We start from the raw sequence: 21,219 nt of genomic DNA on the forward strand, positions 1-21,219 counted from the left end.
CGGCTCCATGGGGCGCATCTTTGGTGACGTTTTTTTGCGCCCACAAAAGTTAGTCATCAATAACTAACCAAACGATCACTGGGGGAAAGCGATGTCACCGACAGAGGCACCCGCACAGCGCCGAGGAGCCCTCTGGGCCCTCCTCATCACCAGCGTCGCCGGATTCATGGCGGCCCTCGACAACCTCGTCGTCACCACGGCCCTGCCGTCCATCCGGCAGGACCTCGGCGGCGCCCTCGACGACCTGGAGTGGACGGTCAGCGCGTACACGCTCACGTTCGCCGTCCTCCTGATGTTCGGCGCGGCGCTCGGCGACCGGTTCGGGCGGCGCAGGCTCTTCCTCGTCGGACTCGCGATCTTCACCGGGTCCTCCGCCGCCGCGGCCATGGCCACCGGCATCGACGCGCTCATCGCCGCCCGCGCGGTCCAGGGCGTCGGCGCCGCCATCATGATGCCGCTCACCCTGACCCTGCTCACCGCGGCCGTCCCGGCGGCCAAGAGGGGCCTCGCGTACGGCATTTGGGGCGCGGTCAACGGTCTCGCGGTCGCCTCGGGGCCGCTCATCGGCGGCAGCCTCACCGAGCACGTCTCCTGGCACTGGATCTTCTGGCTGAACGTTCCGCTGGGCCTCGCCCTGCTGCCGCTCGCCCGGCTCCGCCTCCAGGAGTCCCGCGGCTCCGGCGCCCGCCTCGACGTCGTCGGCACCCTGCTCGCCAGCGGCGGCCTCTTCGGGATCGTCTACGGACTGGTGCGCGCGCCCGTCGTCGGCTGGACCGACACGCTCGTCCTGACCGGCCTGTTCGCCGGCGCCGCGCTGCTCGTCGGCTTCGTCCGGCACGGGATCCGCAACGAGAACTCCATGCTGCCCATGCGGCTCTTCCGCTCCCGCGCCTTCGCCGGGATCAACGCCGCGAGCCTGCTGATGTTCCTCGGCATGTTCGGCTCGATCTTCCTGCTCAGCCAGTTCCTCCAGGGCGTGCTCGGCTACTCGCCGACCGAGGCGGGCCTCAGGATGCTGCCCTGGACCGGCATGCCGATGCTCGTGGCGCCGATCGCGGGCATCCTCTCCGACCGCATCGGCGGCCGGCCCGTCGTCGCGGCGGGGCTGTTCCTCCAGGCCCTCGGGCTCGGCTGGTTCGCCGCCGTGGTTGCCGTCGACGTCTCGTACGCCGCCCAGCTCCCGGCCCTGATCGTCAGCGGCGTCGGCATGGCCCTCTACTTCGCCCCGGCCGCCAACCTGGTCATGTCCAGCGTCAGGCCTGCCGAGCAGGGCATCGCCTCCGGCGCCAACAACGCGCTGCGCGAGGTCGGCGGCGCGCTCGGCATCGCGGTCATGTCGTCGGTCTTCTCCGCCCGGGGCGGCTACGGCTCGGCCCAGCAGTTCGTGGACGGCATCGAGCCCGCGCTGTGGGCGGGCGCCGCGTTCGTCGTCGTCGCGGGCATCGCCGCCCTGTTCATCCCGCGGGCCGGGCGCGCCACGCCCGAGGTACGGGATGCTGGGCCCGCTCCGGTACTGGAAAACGCCTGAACACGTTCTGGACCGCACCTGATCACTGGAGACCACCCGGGAGGAACGCCGTGCCGACCCTGCCCTGGACCACCCCGAACACCCCACCCGCGCGCGTGGAGGCGCATGTCTTCGCCTCCAGGTTCGAGACCCGCACCCTGTGGGGCGCCCTCAAGTTCTTCGCCCGCACCCCCGCCATCTGGCGACAGGTGGGGCGGGCACCGGGCGCCTACGGAGCGACCCTGAAGGCGGCGCTGCTGCGGCGCACCTTCTGGACCCTGTCCGTCTGGGAGTCGCCCAAGGCCCTGCGGGACTTCGCGGCCACCGCGCCGCACGCGGGGATCTCCGCGGGCCTGCGGGGCCAGATGAAGGACTCGACCTTCCTCACGTGGAAGGCGTCGACCGACGAGCTGCCGCTCCACTGGAAGGACGTCCTGACGCGCTTCGAGTGAGCCCGACCACGGCAGCAGCGGCCCCGTCCGAGCGGCGGGGCCGTTCTCGTACCCTTGAGCGCGTGCAGGAACTCCACGACGCCCCTCTCGCCCCCCTGACCACCTTCCGGCTCGGCGGGCCCGCCACCCGGCTGCTCACCGCGACCACCGACGCCGAGGTGATCGAAGCGGTGCGCGAGGCCGACGCCACCGGCACGCCGCTGCTGATCATCGGCGGCGGCAGCAATCTCGTCATCGGCGACAAGGGCTTCGCGGGCACCGCCCTGCGCATCGCCACCAAGGGCTTCGAACTCGACGGCACGACGCTGGAGTTGGCGGCGGGGGAGACCTGGACGGACGCCGTCCAGCGCACCGTCGAGGCCGGCCTCGCGGGCATCGAGTGCCTCGCCGGGATCCCCGGCTCCGCGGGCGCGACGCCGATCCAGAACGTCGGGGCGTACGGCCAGGAGGTCTCCTCGACGATCACCGAGGTCATCGCCTACGACCGGAAGTCCGGCGAGACCGTGACGATCCCGAACGCCGAGTGCGCCTTCTCGTACCGGCACAGCCGCTTCAAGGCCGAACCGGACCGCTACGTAGTGCTGCGCGTCCGCTTCGAGCTGGAGGACGCCGACGGGCTCAGCGCCCCCCTGAAGTACCCCGAGACGGCGCGCGCGCTCGGTGTCGAGGCGGGCGACCGGGTGCCGGCCGCCCTCGCGCGCGAGACCGTCCTGAAGCTGCGCGGCGGCAAGGGCATGGTGCTCGACCCGGAGGACCACGACACCTGGTCGGCCGGATCGTTCTTCACCAACCCGATCCTCGACGACGAGCAGTTCGCGGCCTTCCACGCGCGCGTGGTCGAGCGCCTGGGCCCGGACGCGAAGGCGCCCGCGTTCCCCGCGGGGGAGGGGCGCACGAAGACCTCGGCGGCCTGGCTCATCGACAAGGCGGGCTTCACCAAGGGCTACGGCACGGGCCCCGCCCGTATCTCCACCAAGCACACCCTCGCCCTCACCAACCGCGGCGACGCCACCACCGAGGACCTCCTCGCGCTCGCCCGCGAGGTCGTCGCCGGGGTCAGGGAAGCCTTCGGGGTGACGCTGGTCAACGAGCCGGTGACGGTCGGCGTCACCCTCTGAACCTCAGTACGCGCCTCTGAACCTCAGTACGCGACCCCGACGCCCTGCTTCACGGTCGCGGGGTCGTCGAGGACCGCAAGCATCGCGTGCGCCACGTCCGCGCGGCCCGCGAAGCGCCCCGCGCGCGGGAAGCCGCCCACGACCTTCCGGTACGAGCCGGTGACCGGCTTGTCCTGGAGGCGGGGCGGCCGCACCGACGTCCAGTCCGTCGCGCTGCGCGCCAGCTCGTCCTCCATGGCGGTCAGATCCACGTAGACGTCCTTGAGGACCGCGCCGACGACCTTGAGCATCAGGCGGTCGGCGAGCGGCTGGTCGGCTGGCTGTGGGCCCACCGGCGCCGCGCTCACCACCACCAGGCGGCGCACGCCCTCCGCCTCCATCGCCTTCAGGACCGAACGCGTCAGCTCCGCCGCGATGCCCGCGTCCGCCCTCCTGCGGGCGCCGAGCCCCGACAGCACGGCGTCCCGGCCCGCGACGGCGGGGCGCAGCGACTCCGGGTCCTTCAGGTCGGCGCGGACCACCTCGAGGCGCCCGCCGGTCACCGTGAGCCTCGCCGGGTCGCGGACCACCGCCGTGACCTCGTGCCCGGCCTCCAGGGCCTGCTTGACGATCTCCTGGCCGACCCCGCCCGTGGCACCGAAAACCGTGAGCTTCATGGCGTACCTCCAGGTGCGCATCGTGGTGGGTGAGTATTCACCCACCTGGGTTTAGAGTGAGTGAGCACTCACCCCCGCGTCAAGCATGGTTGGAGCCCACATGGACCAGAAGCCGGCCCGTGTCCGCATCGTCGACGCGGCCCACGAACTGATGCTGAGCATCGGACTCGCCCGCACCACCACCAAGGAGATCGCCAAGGCGGCGGGCTGCTCCGAAGCGGCGCTCTACAAGTACTTCGCCAACAAGGAGGAGCTCTTCGTGACGGTGCTCGGCGAGCGCCTCCCGAAACTCGGCTCCCTGCTCGGCAGGCTCGTCGCCGAGGGCGCGGGGGACCCCGACCGCACGGTCGAGCAGAACCTCACCGACATCGCCCGCGAAGCGGCCCTCTTCTATGAGCAGACGTTCCCGATGGCTGCCTCCTTGTACGCCGAACCCAAGCTCAAGCGCCGCCATGAAGAGGTCATGCGCGAACTGGGCAGCGGACCGCACAAGCCGATCCAGGGCCTCGACGCCTACCTGCGCGCCGAACAGAAGGCCGGGCGCATCAGCCCCGAGGCCGACACCTACGCGGCCGCCTCACTCCTCCTGGGCGCCTGCTCCCAGCGCGCCTTCGCCTACGACATGTCCCCCGACGGCCGACCGCCCCAGCCGGTCGACGCGTTCGCGGCCCGGATCGCGCGCACCCTCCTCGCCGGCATCGCTTGAGCCGCGGCAGCGGCAGTGCCACGGCTCAGGCGGCCAGCCACTCGTCCACGCCGCCGAGAAGCTTCTCCTTGACGTCCTCCGGGGCCGCGGAGCCGCGCACCGACTGGCGGGCCAGTTCGGCCAGTTCGGCGTCGGAGAAGCCGTGGTGGCGCCGCGCGATGTCGTACTGGGCGGCGAGCCGCGAGCCGAACAGGAGCGGGTCGTCCGCCCCGAGCGCCATCGGCACCCCGGCGTCGTACAGCGTCCGCAGCGGCACGTCCTCCGGCTTCTCGTAGACGCCGAGCGCGACGTTCGACGCCGGGCACACCTCGCAGGTCACGCCGCCGTCCGCGAGCCGCTTCAGGAGCCGCGGGTCCTCGGCCGCCCGCACCCCGTGGCCGATCCGCGTCGCGTCCAGGTCGTCGAGGCAGTCGCGCACCGAGGAGGGGCCGGTCAGCTCGCCCCCGTGCGGCGCCGACAGCAGGCCGCCCTCGCGCGCGATGTGGAACGCCCGGTCGAAGTCCCGCGCCATGCCGCGCCGCTCGTCGTTCGAGAGCCCGAACCCGACGATGCCCCGGTCCGCGTACCGCACCGCGAGCCGCGCCAGCGTGCGGGCGTCCAAGGGGTGCTTCATACGGTTCGCCGCCACCAGGACACGCATCCCGAGACCGGTCTCCCGCGAGGCGCTGTCGACGGCGTCCAGGATGATCTCCAGGGCCGGGATCAGACCGCCGAGCCGGGGCGCGTACGACGTCGGGTCGACCTGGATCTCCAGCCACCCCGACCCGTCCGCGATGTCCTCCTCCGCGGCCTCCCGCACCAGACGCTGAATGTCCTCGGGAGCCCGCAGGCAGGAGCGCGCCGCATCGTAGAGCCGCTGGAAGCGGAACCAGCCGCGCTCGTCCGTCGCCCGCAGCTTCGGAGGCTCGGCACTGGTCAGCGCCTCGGGGAGCCGCACCCCGTACTTGTCGGCGAGTTCCAGCAGGGTCGTGGGCCGCATCGACCCGGTGAAGTGCAGATGCAGGTGGGCCTTCGGCAACTGACGTACATCACGTCCTACACGCTCCATCCCAAGATCCTGCCGTACGCACCTGGGGTCCCGGTAGCGCCTTTCCACCATCGGGGACTCGCCCGAACGAACAAGCGGGCCGCCTCCTTGAGGAGGCGGCCCGCTCGCGACACATTCAGGAAGCTCAGTCGCGCGCCTCGGCGAGCAGCTTCTGGATGCGGGAGACGCCCTCGACGAGGTCCTCGTCACCGAGCGCGTACGACAGCCGCAGGTAGCCCGGCGTGCCGAAGGCCTCGCCAGGAACCACCGCGACCTCGGCCTCCTCCAGGATGAGCGCGGCCAGGTCGACGCTGTTCTCCGGGCGCTTGCCGCGGATCTCCTTGCCGAGCAGACCCTTCACCGACGGGTACGCGTAGAACGCGCCCTCGGGCTCGGGGCAGACGACGCCGTCGATCTCGTTGAGCATCCGCACGATCGTCTTGCGGCGCCGGTCGAAGGCCTCGCGCATCTTCTCCACGGCCGTCAGGTCCCCGGACACGGCGGCGAGCGCGGCCGCCTGCGCCACGTTGGAGACGTTCGACGTCGCGTGCGACTGGAGGTTCGTCGCGGCCTTCACGACGTCCTTCGGGCCGATGATCCACCCGACGCGCCAGCCGGTCATCGCGTACGTCTTCGCCACGCCGTTGACGACGATGCACTTGTCGCGCAGCTCAGGAAGGAGCGCGGGCAGCGACGTGAACTTCGCGTCGCCGTAGACGAGGTGCTCGTAGATCTCGTCCGTCATGACCCACAGGCCGTGCTCCACGGCCCAGCGGCCGATGGCCTCGGCGTCGGCCTCGCTGTAGACGGCGCCCGTCGGGTTCGAGGGCGACACGAACAACACGACCTTCGTGCGCTCGGTGCGCGCGGCCTCCAGCTGCTCCACGGACACGCGGTAGCCGGTCGTCTCGTCGGCCACGACCTCCACCGGCACGCCGCCCGCGAGGCGGATCGACTCCGGGTAGGTGGTCCAGTACGGGGCCGGGACGATGACCTCGTCGCCCGGGTCGAGGATCGCGGCGAACGCCTCGTAGATGGCCTGCTTGCCGCCGTTCGTCACCAGGATCTGCGAGGCGTCGACCTCGTAGCCGGAGTCGCGGAGCGTCTTCGCGGCGATCGCCGTCTTCAGCTCGGGAAGGCCGCCGGCCGGCGTGTAGCGGTGGAACTTCGGGTTCTTGCAGGCCTCGACGGCCGCCTCGACCACGTAGTCCGGCGTCGGGAAGTCGGGCTCACCGGCACCGAAGCCGATCACCGGGCGCCCGGCGGCCTTGAGGGCCTTGGCCTTGGCGTCGACGGCGAGGGTCGCGGACTCGGAGATCGAACCGACCCGGGCCGACACCCGGCGCTCGGTGGGAGAGGAACCTGCGGACGGAGAAGGAGTTGCAGCGCTCATGGCCCCATCGTTCCAGACCGGAAAGGCGCCCGGCACACGGGTTTCGAAGAGCGAGAAACCGCCGTTGATCCACATCCGGATGTTGCTCGTTCGACCTGGGGCCCCGGAACACGTACACTCACTGCTCGTTGGCCTTCAGCGGCCGCGCCTTCCGACTGCACCCCGTGCGTCCGGTTGGATGCGGTACGTTGGGGGAGACAAAGGGTCGTAGCTCAATTGGTAGAGCACTGGTCTCCAAAACCAGCGGTTGGGGGTTCAAGTCCCTCCGGCCCTGCTACACACACCTTCGCCAGGATGTGTGCGCATGTACGTACTGCAATGCACCGCCGTGCGGCTCAACCGGGCGCGGCACGGCCACGACCCGGAATCAGGTGAGGACGAGTGACGGACGCCGTGGGCTCCATCGACAAGCCTGATGCCCAGGACGAGGCGGCGGAGTCCAAGAAGAAGGCCCGCAAGGGCGGCAAGCGCGGAAAGAAGGGCCCCTTCGGGCGCCTCGCGCTCTTCTACCGCCAGATCATCGCGGAACTCCGCAAGGTCGTCTGGCCGACGCGCAGTCAGCTCTCGACGTACACCACCGTGGTGATTGTGTTCGTCGTCATCATGATCGGTCTTGTCACCGTGATTGACTATGGCTTCAACCACCTTGTCAAGTACGTCTTCGGCTGAGCCGAAAGCGGAGGGCGCCGTGTCCGGCGCCCCTTTCGCATGTTCCACCCCTATGTATCCAGGAAGAAGCAGCCACAGTGTCTGACCCGAACCTGAACGAGGCGATCGAGCCGGTCGAGTCCGCTGAGGACGAGCTCGACATCGTCGAGGCGGCGGACGCCGAGGAGCCGGACCAGGCCGAGGCTGCCGACATCGCCGCCGGTGAGCCCGCCGAGGAGGCCGCGGTCGAGACCGTGGCGGACGCCGACGCCGAGGCCGCCGAGGAAGCCACCGACGTCGAGCCCCAGGACGCCGCCGAGGCCGTCGAGGAGGAGCCGGTCGACCCGATCGCCGCGCTCCGCGAGGAGCTGCGGTTCCTGCCCGGCGACTGGTACGTGATCCACACCTACGCGGGCTACGAGAAGCGCGTGAAGGCGAACCTGGAGCAGCGCGCCGTCTCGCTGAACGTCGAGGAGTTCATCTACCAGGCCGAGGTGCCCGAGGAAGAGATCGTCCAGATCAAGAACGGCGAGCGCAAGAACGTCCGGCAGAACAAGCTGCCCGGTTACGTTCTCGTCCGCATGGATCTGACGAACGAGTCCTGGGGCGTCGTCCGCAACACGCCCGGCGTCACCGGCTTCGTGGGCAACGCCTACGACCCGTACCCGCTGACCCTGGACGAGATCGTCAAGATGCTCGCCCCGGAGGCCGAGGAGAAGGCCGCCCGCGAGGCCGCCGAGTCCGAGGGCAAGCCGGCGCCGCAGCGCAAGGTCGAGGTCCAGGTCCTGGACTTCGAGGTGGGCGACTCGGTCACCGTCACCGACGGCCCGTTCGCGACGCTGCAGGCGACGATCAACGAGATCAACGCCGACTCGAAGAAGGTCAAGGGCCTCGTCGAGATCTTCGGTCGCGAGACCCCGGTCGAGCTCAGCTTCGACCAGATCCAGAAGAACTGAGCTTCTTCCGGGAAAAGCTTCCGAGCAGGTCAGGAGGGCTGTTACTGCCCTCCTGACCTGCTCGGTTTTCAGCCGCGCATCTATACCCGTTATCGTTGTGCGGTATGCCTGCGACCGGTTGGTCCCGGCTCGTGGGCATGGACCCGAAGGAAAGGACCCGGAGAGCAATGCCTCCCAAGAAGAAGAAGGTCACGGGGCTGATCAAGCTCCAGATCCAGGCCGGTGCCGCCAACCCGGCCCCGCCCGTCGGCCCCGCGCTGGGTCAGCACGGCGTGAACATCATGGAGTTCTGCAAGGCCTACAACGCCGCGACCGAGTCGCAGCGCGGTTGGGTCATCCCGGTGGAGATCACGGTCTACGAGGACCGTTCCTTCACCTTCATCACCAAGACCCCGCCGGCCGCGAAGATGATCCTCAAGGCCGCTGGTGTCGAGAAGGGCTCCGGCGAGCCGCACAAGACCAAGGTCGCCAAGATCACCGAGGCGCAGGTCCGCGAGATCGCCACCACGAAGATGCCCGACCTCAACGCCAATGACCTGGACGCCGCGTCCAAGATCATCGCCGGCACCGCCCGTTCCATGGGCGTCACGGTCGAGGGCTGACCTCCACCTCGCAGATCCACCGTGGCAGGGCCTGCTCGGCCCGCACCACGACTCCTCTAGAACTCAGGAGAAGCAAGTGAGCAAGCGCAGCAAGTCTCTCCGCGCTGCGGACGCCAAGGTCGACGGGGGCAAGCTCTACGCCCCGCTCGAGGCCGTCCGTCTCGCCAAGGAGACCTCCACGTCGAAGTTCGACGGCACCGTCGAGGTCGCCTTCCGCCTGGGCGTTGACCCGCGCAAGGCCGACCAGATGGTCCGTGGCACCGTGAACCTCCCGCACGGCACCGGCAAGACCGCCCGGGTCCTGGTCTTCGCGACCGGTGACCGTGCTGCGGCCGCGGAGGCCGCCGGCGCCGACATCGTCGGCTCCGACGAGCTCATCGACGAGATCTCGAAGGGCAACCGCCTGAACGAGTTCGACGCCGTTGTCGCCACCCCGGACCTCATGGGCAAGGTCGGCCGCCTCGGCCGCGTGCTCGGTCCGCGTGGCCTCATGCCGAACCCGAAGACCGGCACCGTGACCCCGGACGTGGCCAAGGCCGTGAACGAGATCAAGGGCGGCAAGATCGAGTTCCGTGTCGACAAGCACGCGAACCTGCACTTCATCATCGGCAAGGTGTCCTTCGACGACACCAAGCTGGTGGAGAACTACGGCGCGGCCCTGGAGGAGATCCTCCGCCTGAAGCCGTCCGCCGCCAAGGGTCGCTACGTCAAGAAGGCCGCCATCTCCACCACGATGGGCCCCGGCATCCAGCTCGACCCGAACCGCACCCGCAACCTCCTCGTCGAGGAGGACCCGGCCGCGGTCTGAGCCCCACAGGCTCGCTGAAGCTGGCGACGGGCCCCGCACCTTCCGAGGTGCGGGGCCCGTTCCTCTTTTCCGGCCCGCACGGCGGGGTGGCTGCGCTAGCTTCGCGGTGACCGAGGCAGCGACCGGGGGAGCGGATGCGGCAGTACGCGCGCGTGGTGACACCGATCGTCCTGGGCGTCCTGCTGGCCGGCTGCGGCGGGCCGGCGGAGGACGGCGCCCGGGAGGCGCGCGAGGCGCTGCGCACGGCCCGGCAGAAGGTCGTCGCGGCGGGCTCGGCGCGCGTCGAGGCGACGATGGCCACCGGCACCCGGCTGACCGCGCGCAGCACGGGCGCGCTCGACTGGTCGGACGGGGTGAGGGGCACCCTGACCGTTCGCGTCACCGGGGGTGAACTGGCCGCCTCCACGCGTGAGTTGGGCGGCGATCCGTCGCAGACCCGGTACCTCCCGGACGCCTACTACACGCGGATGAGCGAGCGGTTCGCCGATCTGCAGGGCGGCAGGCGCTGGATCCGGCGCCCGTACGACACCGGCAGCGACCTGGCCCCCGCCGACACGCTCCGCGACCTCGCCGGCGCCGCGGACGTCCACCGGGTGGGGCGGGAGACCGTGCGGGGCACGGGGACGACCCGCTACCGGGGGACGGTCGGACGCCGGCACATCGACGTATGGCTCGACGCGCGGCACCTTCTGGTGCGGCGCACCCAGCACGTGGGTGATGTCACCGGGACCGTCGTGTACCGGGAGTACGGCGCCCGTGCGGAGGTCGAACGCCCGGCCGAGCGCGACACGGTGGACTTCGCGGACGTCGCCGGGGCCGGCTGAAGCTGTGAGCCCGCTGTCCGAGGCGTCCGATATCGTGCGGGCAGATCAAGGACGCTCCAAGGGGTGGGATTCGACATGACTGTTTCCGTACGACGTGTGGTCGGCGCCGCCGCCGCGACCGCGCTGCTGTGTTCGGCCGTCGCCGCGTGCGGTGGAGGGGACGACAAGGGCGAGAAGAAGGCTTCGGGCGGCACGGGTTCGCAGTCGGTCGCGCAGGCCGTCTCGGCCGCGTTCAAGAAGACCTCCGAGGCGAAGTCCGCCAAGGTCGACATGACCATGAAGATGCCGACCGCGGCCGCGCAGGGCGGCGGGGACATGAAGATGTCCGGCACGATGGGCTGGGACCCGACCGTCATGGACATGACGATGTCGGGCGCCGCGCTCTCCGCCGGCGGCCCGGACGCCCCCAAGAACATCCGTATGGTCATGCAGGACAACGTGATGTACATGGACATGGGCGCCGCCGCGGCCAAGGGCATGGACGGCAAGCGCTGGATGAAGATGGACTTCGCGGCCATCGCCAAGGAGTCCGGCGACGCGAAGACGGCCCGCCAGATGACCGGCAGCCTGGACAGCATGAACCAGGACCCGGCCCAGCAGATCGCGGTCCTGCTCGACTCGCCGAACCTGAAGCACCTCGGTTCGGCCACGGTGGACGGCACCGAGACCGAGCACTACAAGGGCAAGCTGACGGTCGACGAGATGCTCGAGAAGAACGACTCGCTGAAGGTTCTCAGCAAGTCCGAGCGCGACCAGCTGCTCCAGAACGTCAAGAAGGCCGGTATCAAGACCTACGACACCGAGCTGTGGATCAACAAGGACGACCTGCCCGTCCGACTCGACGTCACGATGGACAGCAAGCAGGGCCCGGTCGAGATCTCCGAGAAGTTCTCCGACTACGGCGCCCCGGTGAAGGCCGCGGTGCCGCCGGCGAGCGAGACGTTCGACATGATGCAGATGCTCAAGGAGCTCGGCGGGGCGTCCGGGGCCGGCGGTGCCACCGGTTCCTCCGCGTCGGGCCTTGACAGCGGCCTCTGAGCGGATTTGCTCGACGGGCCCTGCTTCACGTAACCTTCCACAGAAGCCAAAGACCGCTGGTCGTTGCCGTGCGCTCGCAAGAGAGTTCGGTGGCCGAAGGATCCGCTGAAACTGCGGACGACCCGCGCAGGTGACTGTGGAAGTGCTCCCTCGCGGATCCGTCCGTGGAGGTCGAGCTCACGCCCCGTGCGCCTGCGCCGGGGCGTTTCGTTTTCCCCAGCCTCCTTGCGAGCGGTCCTCATCACCCGGAAGGAGGCTGACGCTCTATGCCGACGCCCGACAAGGCTGCCGCGGTAGCCGAGCTCACGGACAAGTTCCGCAGCTCGAGCGCCGCCGTGCTGACCGAGTACCGGGGTCTCACCGTGGCCCAGCTCAAGCAGCTGCGCCGTTCGCTCGGTGAGAACTCCGAGTACGCCGTGGTGAAGAACACGCTGACCAAGATCGCGGCCCACGAGGCCGGGATCAACACGCTGGACGACCTGTTCAACGGTCCGACGGCGGTTGCCTTCGTCACCGGTGACCCGGTGGAGTCGGCCAAGGGTCTTCGTGACTTCGCCAAGGAGAACCCGAATCTCGTCATCAAGGGCGGTGTCCTTGACGGCAAGGCGCTGTCCGCCGACGAGATCAAGAAGCTTGCGGACCTCGAGTCCCGCGAGGTTCTGCTGTCCAAGCTGGCCGGTGCCTTCAAGGCCAAGCAGTCTCAGGCTGCCTCCGCCTTCAACGCGCTGCCGACGAAGCTCGTCCGCACCCTGGACGCGCTCCGCGCCAAGCAGGACGAGCAGGGCGGTGCCGAGTAATTCGGCTCGCTTTCTGATCCTCGCCGCCTGACCTGGCGGCAGGGATCGCAGCGGGCCCGAAAGTACGCCCGCCTCACCCAAACATCCGGCACCTGCCGATTTAGTGGAAGGACCGCCATCATGGCGAAGCTCACCCAGGACGAGCTGCTTGCCCAGTTCGAGGAGATGACCCTCATCGAGCTCTCCGAGTTCGTGAAGGCCTTCGAGGAGAAGTTCGACGTCGAGGCCGCGGCTGCCGCCCCGGTCGTCGTCGCCGGTGGTGCCGCTGGTGGCGCCGCCGCCGAGGCCGCCGAGGAGAAGGACGAGTTCGACGTCATCCTCACCGGCGCCGGCGACAAGAAGATCCAGGTCATCAAGGTCGTGCGCGAGCTCACCTCCCTGGGCCTCAAGGAGGCCAAGGACCTGGTCGACGGCACCCCGAAGCCGGTCCTCGAGAAGGTCGCCAAGGACGCTGCCGACAAGGCCAAGGAGCAGCTCGAGGGCGCCGGCGCCACCGTCGAGGTCAAGTAATCACCTCGTCGAGTCTGCCGACTCTTCTCCGGCGAAAACTGCTCCCCCGGGAGCTGTAACGCCGAGGTACCGAAGGGCGATCACCCAGTTGGGTGGTCGCCCTTCGGCGTTGTCCGGATCGCGGGCCGAGGGTGCCTTGCGCTGTCGGTCGCGCAGAGTATGGTGATCTTCGTTGTGCCTGGCGCCACCCCTGTTCGACCAAGAGGGGGCCTTGACGAACAGCACGCAGCGCGCAATTCTCAGGACGCGTCGTCACAACGATCCGGATCCGAGGCATGGATCGACGGCGAAGAGGGCAGTAAGGATGTGCGCTCAGCGCACAGGGAACGCCGCAGACGGTGAACGGTTGAGAACAACGAGGGTCTCAAAAAACCCGCACTGGACATCAGTGGGCCTTCTGGCTACACTGTCCCTTTGCGCTGCCTGTTAGCTGCTCCCTGCCCGTCACCAGGGGCATGCCCTCGCCTCAGCACTGTGGATTGAACCGGCTCTGACCTGGCCATATGCCAGATCAGGGGCTCTGTCCCGTGTATGGCTTGGGACCGGTACGCGCGTAGTGAGTCCGAGCCCTCGGAAGGACCCCCTCTTGGCCGCCTCGCGCAACGCCTCGACCGCGAATACGAACAACGGCGCCAGCACCGCCCCGCTGCGCATCTCCTTTGCAAAGATCAAGGAGCCTCTCGAGGTTCCGAACCTGCTCGCGCTGCAGACCGAGAGCTTTGACTGGCTGCTCGGCAACACCGCTTGGCAGAGTCGGGTCGAGGAGGCTCTGGAGTCGGGTCACGACGTCCCCACGAAGTCCGGTCTGGAGGAGATCTTCGAGGAGATCTCCCCGATCGAGGACTTCTCCGGGTCGATGTCCCTGACCTTCCGCGACCACCGCTTCGAGCCCCCGAAGAACTCGATCGACGAGTGCAAGGAGCGCGACTTCACGTACGCGGCCCCGCTCTTCGTCACCGCCGAGTTCACCAACAACGAGACCGGCGAGATCAAGTCCCAGACGGTCTTCATGGGCGACTTCCCGCTCATGACGAACAAGGGCACCTTCGTCATCAACGGCACCGAGCGTGTCGTCGTGTCGCAGCTCGTCCGTTCGCCCGGTGTCTACTTCGACTCCTCCATCGACAAGACGTCCGACAAGGACATCTTCTCCGCCAAGATCATCCCGTCCCGGGGTGCCTGGCTGGAGATGGAGATCGACAAGCGCGACATGGTCGGTGTCCGCATCGACCGCAAGCGCAAGCAGTCCGTCACCGTTCTCCTGAAGGCTCTCGGTTGGACGACCGAGCAGATCCTCGAGGAGTTCGGCGAGTACGAGTCCATGCGCGCCACCCTGGAGAAGGACCACACCCAGGGCCAGGACGACGCGCTGCTCGACATCTACCGCAAGCTGCGTCCGGGCGAGCCGCCCACGCGCGAGGCCGCGCAGACGCTGCTCGAGAACCTCTACTTCAACCCGAAGCGCTACGACCTCGCGAAGGTCGGCCGCTACAAGGTGAACAAGAAGCTCGGTGCCGACGAGCCGCTGGACGCCGGCGTGCTCACGACCGACGACATCATCGCCTCGATCAAGTACCTCGTGAAGCTGCACGCGGGCGAGACCGAGACGGTCGGCGAGTCGGGCCGCGAGATCGTCGTCGAGACCGACGACATCGACCACTTCGGCAACCGTCGTATCCGTAACGTCGGCGAGCTCATCCAGAACCAGGTCCGTACGGGTCTCGCCCGTATGGAGCGCGTCGTGCGCGAGCGCATGACGACCCAGGACGTCGAGGCGATCACGCCGCAGACCCTGATCAACATCCGCCCCGTGGTGGCGTCGATCAAGGAGTTCTTCGGAACGTCGCAGCTGTCCCAGTTCATGGACCAGAACAACCCGCTGTCGGGGCTGACGCACAAGCGTCGTCTGAACGCCCTCGGCCCGGGTGGTCTGTCCCGTGAGCGGGCGGGCTTCGAGGTCCGAGACGTGCACCCGTCGCACTACGGCCGCATGTGCCCGATCGAGACCCCCGAAGGCCCGAACATCGGTCTGATCGGCTCGCTCGCCTCGTACGGCCGCATCAACCCGTTCGGTTTCATCGAGACGCCGTACCGCAAGGTCGTCGAGGGTGTCGTCACCGACGACGTCGACTACCTGACGGCCGACGAGGAGGACCGCTTCGTCATCGCGCAGGCCAACGCGCCGCTGACGGACGAGCTCCACTTCGCCGAGGCCCGCGTCCTGGTCCGCCGCCGTGGCGGCGAGGTCGACTACGTCCCCGGTGACGACGTCGACTACATGGACGTCTCGCCGCGCCAGATGGTGTCGGTCGCGACCGCGATGATCCCGTTCCTCGAGCACGACGACGCCAACCGTGCCCTCATGGGCGCGAACATGATGCGTCAGGCCGTGCCGCTCATCAAGGCCGAGGCGCCGCTCGTCGGCACCGGCATGGAGTACCGCTGCGCCACCGACGCCGGTGACGTGCTCAAGGCCGACAAGGACGGTGTGGTCCAGGAGGTCTCCGCGGACTACATCACCACCGCGAACGACGACGGCACGTACACCACGTACCGCCTGTCGAAGTTCTCCCGCTCCAACCAGGGCACCTCTGTCAACCAGAAGGTCGTCGTGGACGAGGGCGCGCGGATCGTCACCGGCCAGGTGCTGGCCGACGGTCCCGCGACCGAAGAGGGCGAGATGGCCCTCGGCAAGAACCTGCTCGTGGCGTTCATGCCGTGGGAGGGTCACAACTACGAGGACGCGATCATCCTGTCGCAGCGCCTCGTGCAGGACGACGTCCTCTCCTCGATCCACATCGAGGAGCACGAGGTCGACGCCCGTGACACCAAGCTCGGCCCGGAGGAGATCACCCGGGACATCCCGAACGTCTCGGAGGAGGTCCTCGCCGACCTCGACGAGCGCGGCATCATCCGTATCGGTGCCGAGGTCATCGCCGGCGACATCCTCGTCGGCAAGGTGACCCCGAAGGGTGAGACCGAGCTGACGCCGGAGGAGCGCCTGCTGCGCGCCATCTTCGGTGAGAAGGCCCGCGAGGTCCGTGACACCTCCCTGAAGGTGCCGCACGGCGAGACCGGCAAGGTCATCGGTGTCCGCGTCTTCGACCGCGAGGAGGGCGACGAGCTTCCTCCGGGCGTGAACCAGCTGGTTCGTGTCTACGTGGCCCAGAAGCGCAAGATCACCGACGGTGACAAGCTCGCCGGCCGTCACGGCAACAAGGGCGTCATCTCGAAGATCAACCCGATCGAGGACATGCCGTTCCTCGAGGACGGTACGCCGGTCGACATCATCCTCAACCCGCTGGGTGTGCCGTCCCGAATGAACCCGGGACAGGTCCTGGAGATCCACCTCGGCTGGCTCGCCAGCCAGGGCTGGGACGTCTCCGGCCTCGGCGACGAGTGGGCCAAGCGCCTCCAGGCGATCGGCGCCGACCAGGTCGAGCCGCGTACCAACGTCGCGACCCCGGTCTTCGACGGTGCGCGCGAGGACGAGCTCGCCGGTCTGCTCGAGCACACCACCCCGAACCGCGACGGCGACCGCATGGTCCTCCCGTCCGGCAAGGCGCGGCTGTTCGACGGCCGCTCCGGTGAGCCGTTCCCGGACCCGATCTCGGTCGGGTACATGTACATCCTCAAGCTGCACCACCTGGTCGACGACAAGCTGCACGCCCGGTCGACCGGTCCGTACTCGATGATCACCCAGCAGCCGCTGGGTGGTAAGGCTCAGTTCGGTGGCCAGCGCTTCGGTGAGATGGAGGTGTGGGCGCTGGAGGCTTACGGCGCCGCGTACGCCCTCCAGGAGCTGCTGACCATCAAGTCCGACGACGTCACCGGCCGCGTGAAGGTCTACGAGGCCATCGTCAAGGGCGAGAACATCCCCGAGCCCGGCATTCCCGAGTCCTTCAAGGTGCTCATCAAGGAAATGCAGTCCCTGTGCCTCAACGTGGAGGTGCTGTCCTCGGACGGCATGTCCATCGAGATGCGCGACACCGACGAGGACGTCTTCCGCGCTGCGGAGGAGCTCGGCATCGACCTGTCCCGGCGCGAGCCGAGCAGCGTCGAAGAGGTCTGACGGGAGTCGTCGGCCAGGGGTCCTCTCCTCACCGAGAGGCCCCCGGCCGGCACCCCTCGACCCCCGTTTCAGACCACAGACTTACGACCCTGAGAGGGATTGACGCATAGTGCTCGACGTCAACTTCTTCGACGAGCTCCGGATCGGCCTGGCCACCGCTGACGACATCCGTCAGTGGAGCCACGGCGAGGTCAAGAAGCCCGAGACCATCAACTACCGCACCCTCAAGCCCGAGAAGGACGGACTCTTCTGCGAGAAGATCTTCGGTCCGACCCGGGACTGGGAGTGCTACTGCGGCAAGTACAAGCGCGTCCGCTTCAAGGGCATCATCTGCGAGCGCTGTGGCGTCGAGGTCACGCGCGCCAAGGTGCGTCGTGAGCGGATGGGCCACATCGAGCTGGCCGCCCCCGTCACGCACATCTGGTACTTCAAGGGCGTTCCGTCGCGTCTGGGCTACCTGCTCGACCTCGCCCCCAAGGACCTCGAGAAGGTCATCTACTTCGCGGCGTACATGATCACGTACGTCGACGAGGAGCGCCGCACCCGCGACCTGCCCTCCCTCGAGGCGCACGTCCAGGTCGAGCGTCAGCAGATCGAGAACCGCCGCGACTCCGACCTGGAGGCCCGCGCCAAGAAGCTCGAGACCGACCTGGCCGAGCTCGAGGCCGAGGGCGCCAAGGCCGACGTGCGCCGCAAGGTGCGCGAGGGGGCCGAGCGTGAGATGAAGCAGCTGCGCGACCGTGCGCAGCGCGAGATCGACCGTCTCGACGAGGTGTGGTCGCGCTTCAAGAACCTCAAGGTCCAGGACCTCGAGGGCGACGAGCTGCTCTACCGCGAGCTGCGTGACCGCTTCGGCACGTACTTCGACGGCTCGATGGGTGCCGCGGCGCTGCAGAAGCGCCTGGAGACCTTCGACCTCGACGAGGAGGCCGAGCGCCTCCGCGAGATCATCCGTACCGGCAAGGGCCAGAAGAAGACCCGTGCGCTCAAGCGCCTCAAGGTCGTCTCCGCGTTCCTGCAGACCAGCAACAGCCCCAAGGGCATGGTTCTGGACTGCGTCCCGGTCATCCCGCCGGACCTGCGTCCGATGGTGCAGCTGGACGGTGGCCGCTTCGCGACCTCCGACCTGAACGACCTGTACCGCCGCGTCATCAACCGCAACAACCGCCTGAAGCGCCTTCTCGACCTCGGTGCGCCCGAGATCATCGTGAACAACGAGAAGCGCATGCTCCAGGAGGCCGTCGACGCGCTCTTCGACAACGGCCGTCGTGGTCGCCCGGTCACGGGCCCCGGCAACCGTCCGCTGAAGTCGCTGTCCGACATGCTCAAGGGCAAGCAGGGTCGCTTCCGTCAGAACCTGCTCGGTAAGCGAGTCGACTACTCGGCGCGTTCCGTCATCGTCGTCGGCCCGCAGCTGAAGCTGCACCAGTGCGGTCTGCCGAAGGCCATGGCGCTTGAGCTCTTCAAGCCGTTCGTGATGAAGCGCCTGGTCGACCTGAACCACGCGCAGAACATCAAGAGCGCCAAGCGCATGGTGGAGCGCGGCCGCACGGTCGTGTACGACGTCCTCGAAGAGGTCATCGCCGAGCACCCGGTTCTGCTGAACCGTGCTCCCACCCTGCACCGCCTCGGCATCCAGGCCTTCGAGCCGCAGCTGGTCGAGGGCAAGGCCATTCAGATCCACCCGCTCGTCTGCACCGCGTTCAACGCGGACTTCGACGGTGACCAGATGGCCGTGCACCTGCCGCTGTCCGCGGAGGCCCAGGCCGAGGCCCGCATCCTGATGCTGTCCTCGAACAACATCCTCAAGCCGGCCGACGGCCGCCCGGTGACGATGCCGACGCAGGACATGGTCCTGGGTCTGTTCTTCCTCACCACCGACGGCGACCTCCGTGACACCAAGGGCGAGGGCCGCGCGTTCGGTTCCGTCGCCGAGGCGATCATGGCGTTCGACGCCGGCGAGCTGGCGCTGCAGTCGCGCGTGGACATCCGCTTCCCGGTGGGCACCATGCCGCCGCGCGGCTGGACCCCGCCGGCCGCGGAGGAGGGCGAGCCGGAGTACCAGCCCGGCGACAGCTTCCGTCTGCAGACCACGCTGGGCCGCGCGCTCTTCAACGAGCTGCTGCCCGAGGACTACCCGTTCGTCGACTACTCGGTGGGCAAGAAGCAGCTCTCCGAGATCGTCAACGACCTGGCCGAGCGCTACCCCAAGGTCATCGTGGCGGCGACGCTCGACAACCTGAAGGCGGCCGGCTTCTTCTGGGCGACCCGTTCCGGTGTCACCGTGGCCATCTCCGACGTCGTCGTTCCCGAGGCGAAGAAGGAGATCGTCGCGGGCTACGAGGCGCAGGACGAGAAGGTCCAGAAGCAGTACGAGCGCGGTCTCATCACGAAGGAAGAGCGCACTCAGGAGCTCATCGCGATCTGGACCAAGGCGACCAACGAGGTTGCCGAGGCGATGAACGCGAACTTCCCGAAGACGAACCCCATCTTCATGATGGTTGACTCGGGTGCCCGAGGAAACATGATGCAGATGCGTCAGATCGCCGGTATGCGTGGTCTGGTGTCGAACGCCAAGAACGAGACGATCCCGCGTCCGATTAAGGCCTCCTTCCGTGAGGGCCTGTCGGTGCTGGAGTACTTCATCTCGACTCACGGTGCTCGTAAGGGTCTGGCGGACACCGCCCTCCGTACCGCCGACTCGGGTTACCTCACCCGTCGTCTGGTCGACGTCTCGCAGGACGTCATCATTCGCGAGGAGGACTGCGGCACCGACCGCGGCCTCAAGCTCCAGATCGCGGAGCGCGGCGCCGACGGTGTGCTGCGCAAGACCGAGGACGTCGAGACCAGCGTCTACGCCCGCATGCTGGCCGAGGACGTCGTCGTCGACGGCAAGGTCATCGCGCCGGCCAACGTGGACCTGGGCGACGTGCTCATCGACCAGCTGGTCGCGCACGGCATCGAGGTTGTCAAGACCCGCTCCGTGCTGACCTGTGAGTCGGCCGTCGGCACCTGTGCCTTCTGCTACGGCCGCTCGCTGGCCACCGGCAAGCTCGTCGACATCGGTGAGGCGGTCGGCATCATCGCCGCCCAGTCCATCGGTGAGCCCGGTACCCAGCTGACGATGCGTACCTTCCACACCGGTGGTGTGGCCGGTGACGACATCACCCAGGGTCTGCCCCGTGTCGTCGAGCTCTTCGAGGCTCGTACGCCGAAGGGTGTCGCCCCGATCTCCGAGGCCGCGGGCCGTGTCCGCATCGAGGAGACCGAGAAGACCAAGAAGATCGTCGTCACCCCGGACGACGGCAGCGACGAGACGGCGTACCCGATCTCGAAGCGTGCCCGTCTGCTCGTGGGCGAGGGCGACCACGTCGAGGTCGGCCAGAAGCTGACCGTCGGTGCCACCAACCCGCACGACGTGCTGCGCATTCTCGGCCAGCGCGCGGTGCAGGTGCACCTGGTCGGCGAGGTCCAGAAGGTCTACAACTCGCAGGGTGTGTCGATCCACGACAAGCACATCGAGATCATCATCCGGCAGATGCTGCGCCGCGTGACGATCATCGAGTCCGGCGACGCCGAGCTGCTGCCCGGCGAGCTGGTCGAGCGTGCGAAGTTCGAGGGCGAGAACCGTCGTGTGGTCACCGAGGGCGGTCACCCCGCCTCCGGCCGTCCGCAGCTGATGGGTATCACCAAGGCCTCGCTGGCGACGGAGTCCTGGCTGTCGGCCGCCTCCTTCCAGGAGACGACCCGAGTCCTGACGGACGCGGCGATCAACGCCAAGTCCGACAGCCTCATCGGCCTCAAGGAGAACGTCATCATCGGTAAGCTCATCCCGGCCGGTACGGGTCTGTCCCGCTACCGCAACATCCGGGTGGAGCCCACCGAGGAGGCCAAGGCCGCGATGTACTCGGCCGTCGGCTACGACGACATCGACTACTCGCCCTTCGGCACCGGCTCCGGCCAGGCCGTCCCGCTGGAGGACTACGACTACGGTCCGTACAACCAGTAGGCGAGAAGCCGCTTGAAACCGCAGGGCGGCCACTCCGGGTAACCGGAGTGGCCGCCCTGCGGCGTATTGGCGCATGATGGACGCCACAACATGTCG

The 21,219-nt window shown here is 68.3% G+C and carries 17 protein-coding genes and 1 tRNA gene; 15 read left to right on the top strand and 3 right to left on the bottom strand.

The window, feature by feature from the left end:
• Positions 1–91: 91 nt before the first annotated feature.
• From ACTWJ8_RS22950 to ACTWJ8_RS22960, 3 genes are all read left to right on the top strand, one after another.
• A complete protein-coding gene (locus ACTWJ8_RS22950; RefSeq protein ID WP_443260153.1) occupies positions 92–1,528 on the top strand; it encodes a DHA2 family efflux MFS transporter permease subunit in 1,437 nt (478 codons plus the stop codon).
• A gap of 50 nt (positions 1,529–1,578) precedes the next feature.
• The gene (locus ACTWJ8_RS22955; protein ID WP_443260154.1) at positions 1,579–1,959 is read left to right on the top strand and encodes a DUF3291 domain-containing protein; all 381 of its coding nucleotides are present in this window, start codon (positions 1,579–1,581) and stop codon (positions 1,957–1,959) included.
• A 62-nt stretch (positions 1,960–2,021) separates the two neighbouring features.
• Positions 2,022–3,077, top strand: a complete 1,056-nt coding sequence (locus ACTWJ8_RS22960) for a UDP-N-acetylmuramate dehydrogenase (RefSeq protein WP_443260155.1) — start codon at positions 2,022–2,024, stop codon at positions 3,075–3,077.
• A 23-nt stretch (positions 3,078–3,100) separates the two neighbouring features.
• On the opposite strand, the gene ACTWJ8_RS22965 is transcribed toward ACTWJ8_RS22960, so the two are convergent.
• Positions 3,101–3,733, bottom strand: a complete 633-nt coding sequence (locus ACTWJ8_RS22965) for an NAD(P)-dependent oxidoreductase (RefSeq protein ID WP_356374960.1) — start codon at positions 3,731–3,733, stop codon at positions 3,101–3,103.
• Between the two features lie 100 nt (positions 3,734–3,833).
• On the opposite strand from ACTWJ8_RS22965, the gene ACTWJ8_RS22970 reads away from it, so the two are divergent.
• Positions 3,834–4,439 (top strand): TetR/AcrR family transcriptional regulator, encoded by a 606-nt coding sequence (locus ACTWJ8_RS22970; RefSeq protein ID WP_443260156.1) that lies wholly within the window; start codon positions 3,834–3,836, stop codon positions 4,437–4,439.
• A 25-nt stretch (positions 4,440–4,464) separates the two neighbouring features.
• On the opposite strand, the gene ACTWJ8_RS22975 is transcribed toward ACTWJ8_RS22970, so the two are convergent.
• On the bottom strand, positions 4,465–5,487 hold the full coding sequence (locus ACTWJ8_RS22975; protein WP_356374954.1) for an adenosine deaminase: 1,023 nt from the start codon (positions 5,485–5,487) through the stop codon (positions 4,465–4,467).
• A 124-nt stretch (positions 5,488–5,611) separates the two neighbouring features.
• Positions 5,612–6,859 (bottom strand): pyridoxal phosphate-dependent aminotransferase, encoded by a 1,248-nt coding sequence (locus ACTWJ8_RS22980; protein WP_356374951.1) that lies wholly within the window; start codon positions 6,857–6,859, stop codon positions 5,612–5,614.
• Positions 6,860–7,060: 201 nt separating this feature from the next.
• Here ACTWJ8_RS22980 and ACTWJ8_RS22985 point away from each other — a divergent pair.
• The 11 genes from ACTWJ8_RS22985 (at position 7,061) to ACTWJ8_RS23035 (ending at position 21,123) form a co-directional block, all read left to right on the top strand.
• A tRNA-Trp gene (locus tag ACTWJ8_RS22985) sits at positions 7,061–7,133 on the top strand.
• 107 nt (positions 7,134–7,240) lie between these two features.
• On the top strand, positions 7,241–7,528 hold the full coding sequence (secE, locus tag ACTWJ8_RS22990) for a preprotein translocase subunit SecE (RefSeq protein WP_356374948.1): 288 nt from the start codon (positions 7,241–7,243) through the stop codon (positions 7,526–7,528).
• Between the two features lie 77 nt (positions 7,529–7,605).
• Entirely contained in the window at positions 7,606–8,463 is an 858-nt protein-coding gene (gene nusG, locus ACTWJ8_RS22995; protein WP_443260157.1) for a transcription termination/antitermination protein NusG, read from the top strand.
• A 167-nt stretch (positions 8,464–8,630) separates the two neighbouring features.
• The gene (gene rplK, locus ACTWJ8_RS23000; RefSeq protein ID WP_040252631.1) at positions 8,631–9,065 is read left to right on the top strand and encodes a 50S ribosomal protein L11; all 435 of its coding nucleotides are present in this window, start codon (positions 8,631–8,633) and stop codon (positions 9,063–9,065) included.
• 76 nt (positions 9,066–9,141) lie between these two features.
• Entirely contained in the window at positions 9,142–9,873 is a 732-nt protein-coding gene (gene rplA / locus ACTWJ8_RS23005) for a 50S ribosomal protein L1 (RefSeq protein WP_356374942.1), read from the top strand.
• Positions 9,874–10,007: 134 nt separating this feature from the next.
• On the top strand, positions 10,008–10,697 hold the full coding sequence (locus ACTWJ8_RS23010) for a hypothetical protein (RefSeq protein ID WP_443260158.1): 690 nt from the start codon (positions 10,008–10,010) through the stop codon (positions 10,695–10,697).
• Positions 10,698–10,772: 75 nt separating this feature from the next.
• Positions 10,773–11,735 carry a hypothetical protein gene (locus ACTWJ8_RS23015; RefSeq protein WP_443260159.1) on the top strand — a complete coding sequence of 321 codons (963 nt, stop codon included), beginning with the start codon at positions 10,773–10,775 and terminating at the stop codon, positions 11,733–11,735.
• Between the two features lie 266 nt (positions 11,736–12,001).
• Entirely contained in the window at positions 12,002–12,532 is a 531-nt protein-coding gene (gene rplJ / locus ACTWJ8_RS23020; protein WP_356374933.1) for a 50S ribosomal protein L10, read from the top strand.
• Between the two features lie 120 nt (positions 12,533–12,652).
• On the top strand, positions 12,653–13,042 hold the full coding sequence (gene rplL / locus ACTWJ8_RS23025) for a 50S ribosomal protein L7/L12 (RefSeq protein ID WP_356374930.1): 390 nt from the start codon (positions 12,653–12,655) through the stop codon (positions 13,040–13,042).
• A 586-nt stretch (positions 13,043–13,628) separates the two neighbouring features.
• Positions 13,629–17,114, top strand: coding sequence for a DNA-directed RNA polymerase subunit beta (gene rpoB, locus ACTWJ8_RS23030; protein WP_356374927.1), 3,486 nt, complete (start codon positions 13,629–13,631; stop codon positions 17,112–17,114).
• A 109-nt stretch (positions 17,115–17,223) separates the two neighbouring features.
• On the top strand, positions 17,224–21,123 hold the full coding sequence (locus ACTWJ8_RS23035) for a DNA-directed RNA polymerase subunit beta' (RefSeq protein WP_356374924.1): 3,900 nt from the start codon (positions 17,224–17,226) through the stop codon (positions 21,121–21,123).
• Positions 21,124–21,219: the final 96 nt, after the last annotated feature.

The organism is Streptomyces sp. SDT5-1 (assembly GCF_052245995.1).
Classification (GTDB): Bacteria; Actinomycetota; Actinomycetes; order Streptomycetales; family Streptomycetaceae; genus Streptomyces.

What these genes read in the sequence shown, in the direction of transcription:
- rplJ (WP_356374933.1), top strand. Translation starts at nt 12,002, where the DNA reads ATGCCGACGCCCGACAAGGCTGCCGCGGTAGCCGAGCTCACGGACAAG.
- ACTWJ8_RS22950 (WP_443260153.1), top strand. Translation starts at nt 92, where the DNA reads ATGTCACCGACAGAGGCACCCGCACAGCGCCGAGGAGCCCTCTGGGCC.
- ACTWJ8_RS22965 (WP_356374960.1), bottom strand. Translation starts at nt 3,733, where the DNA reads ATGAAGCTCACGGTTTTCGGTGCCACGGGCGGGGTCGGCCAGGAGATC.
- rplK (WP_040252631.1), top strand. Translation starts at nt 8,631, where the DNA reads ATGCCTCCCAAGAAGAAGAAGGTCACGGGGCTGATCAAGCTCCAGATC.
- rplL (WP_356374930.1), top strand. Translation starts at nt 12,653, where the DNA reads ATGGCGAAGCTCACCCAGGACGAGCTGCTTGCCCAGTTCGAGGAGATG.
- ACTWJ8_RS23010 (WP_443260158.1), top strand. Translation starts at nt 10,008, where the DNA reads ATGCGGCAGTACGCGCGCGTGGTGACACCGATCGTCCTGGGCGTCCTG.
- ACTWJ8_RS23015 (WP_443260159.1), top strand. Translation starts at nt 10,773, where the DNA reads ATGACTGTTTCCGTACGACGTGTGGTCGGCGCCGCCGCCGCGACCGCG.
- ACTWJ8_RS22975 (WP_356374954.1), bottom strand. Translation starts at nt 5,487, where the DNA reads ATGGAGCGTGTAGGACGTGATGTACGTCAGTTGCCGAAGGCCCACCTG.
- ACTWJ8_RS22980 (WP_356374951.1), bottom strand. Translation starts at nt 6,859, where the DNA reads ATGAGCGCTGCAACTCCTTCTCCGTCCGCAGGTTCCTCTCCCACCGAG.
- ACTWJ8_RS22970 (WP_443260156.1), top strand. Translation starts at nt 3,834, where the DNA reads ATGGACCAGAAGCCGGCCCGTGTCCGCATCGTCGACGCGGCCCACGAA.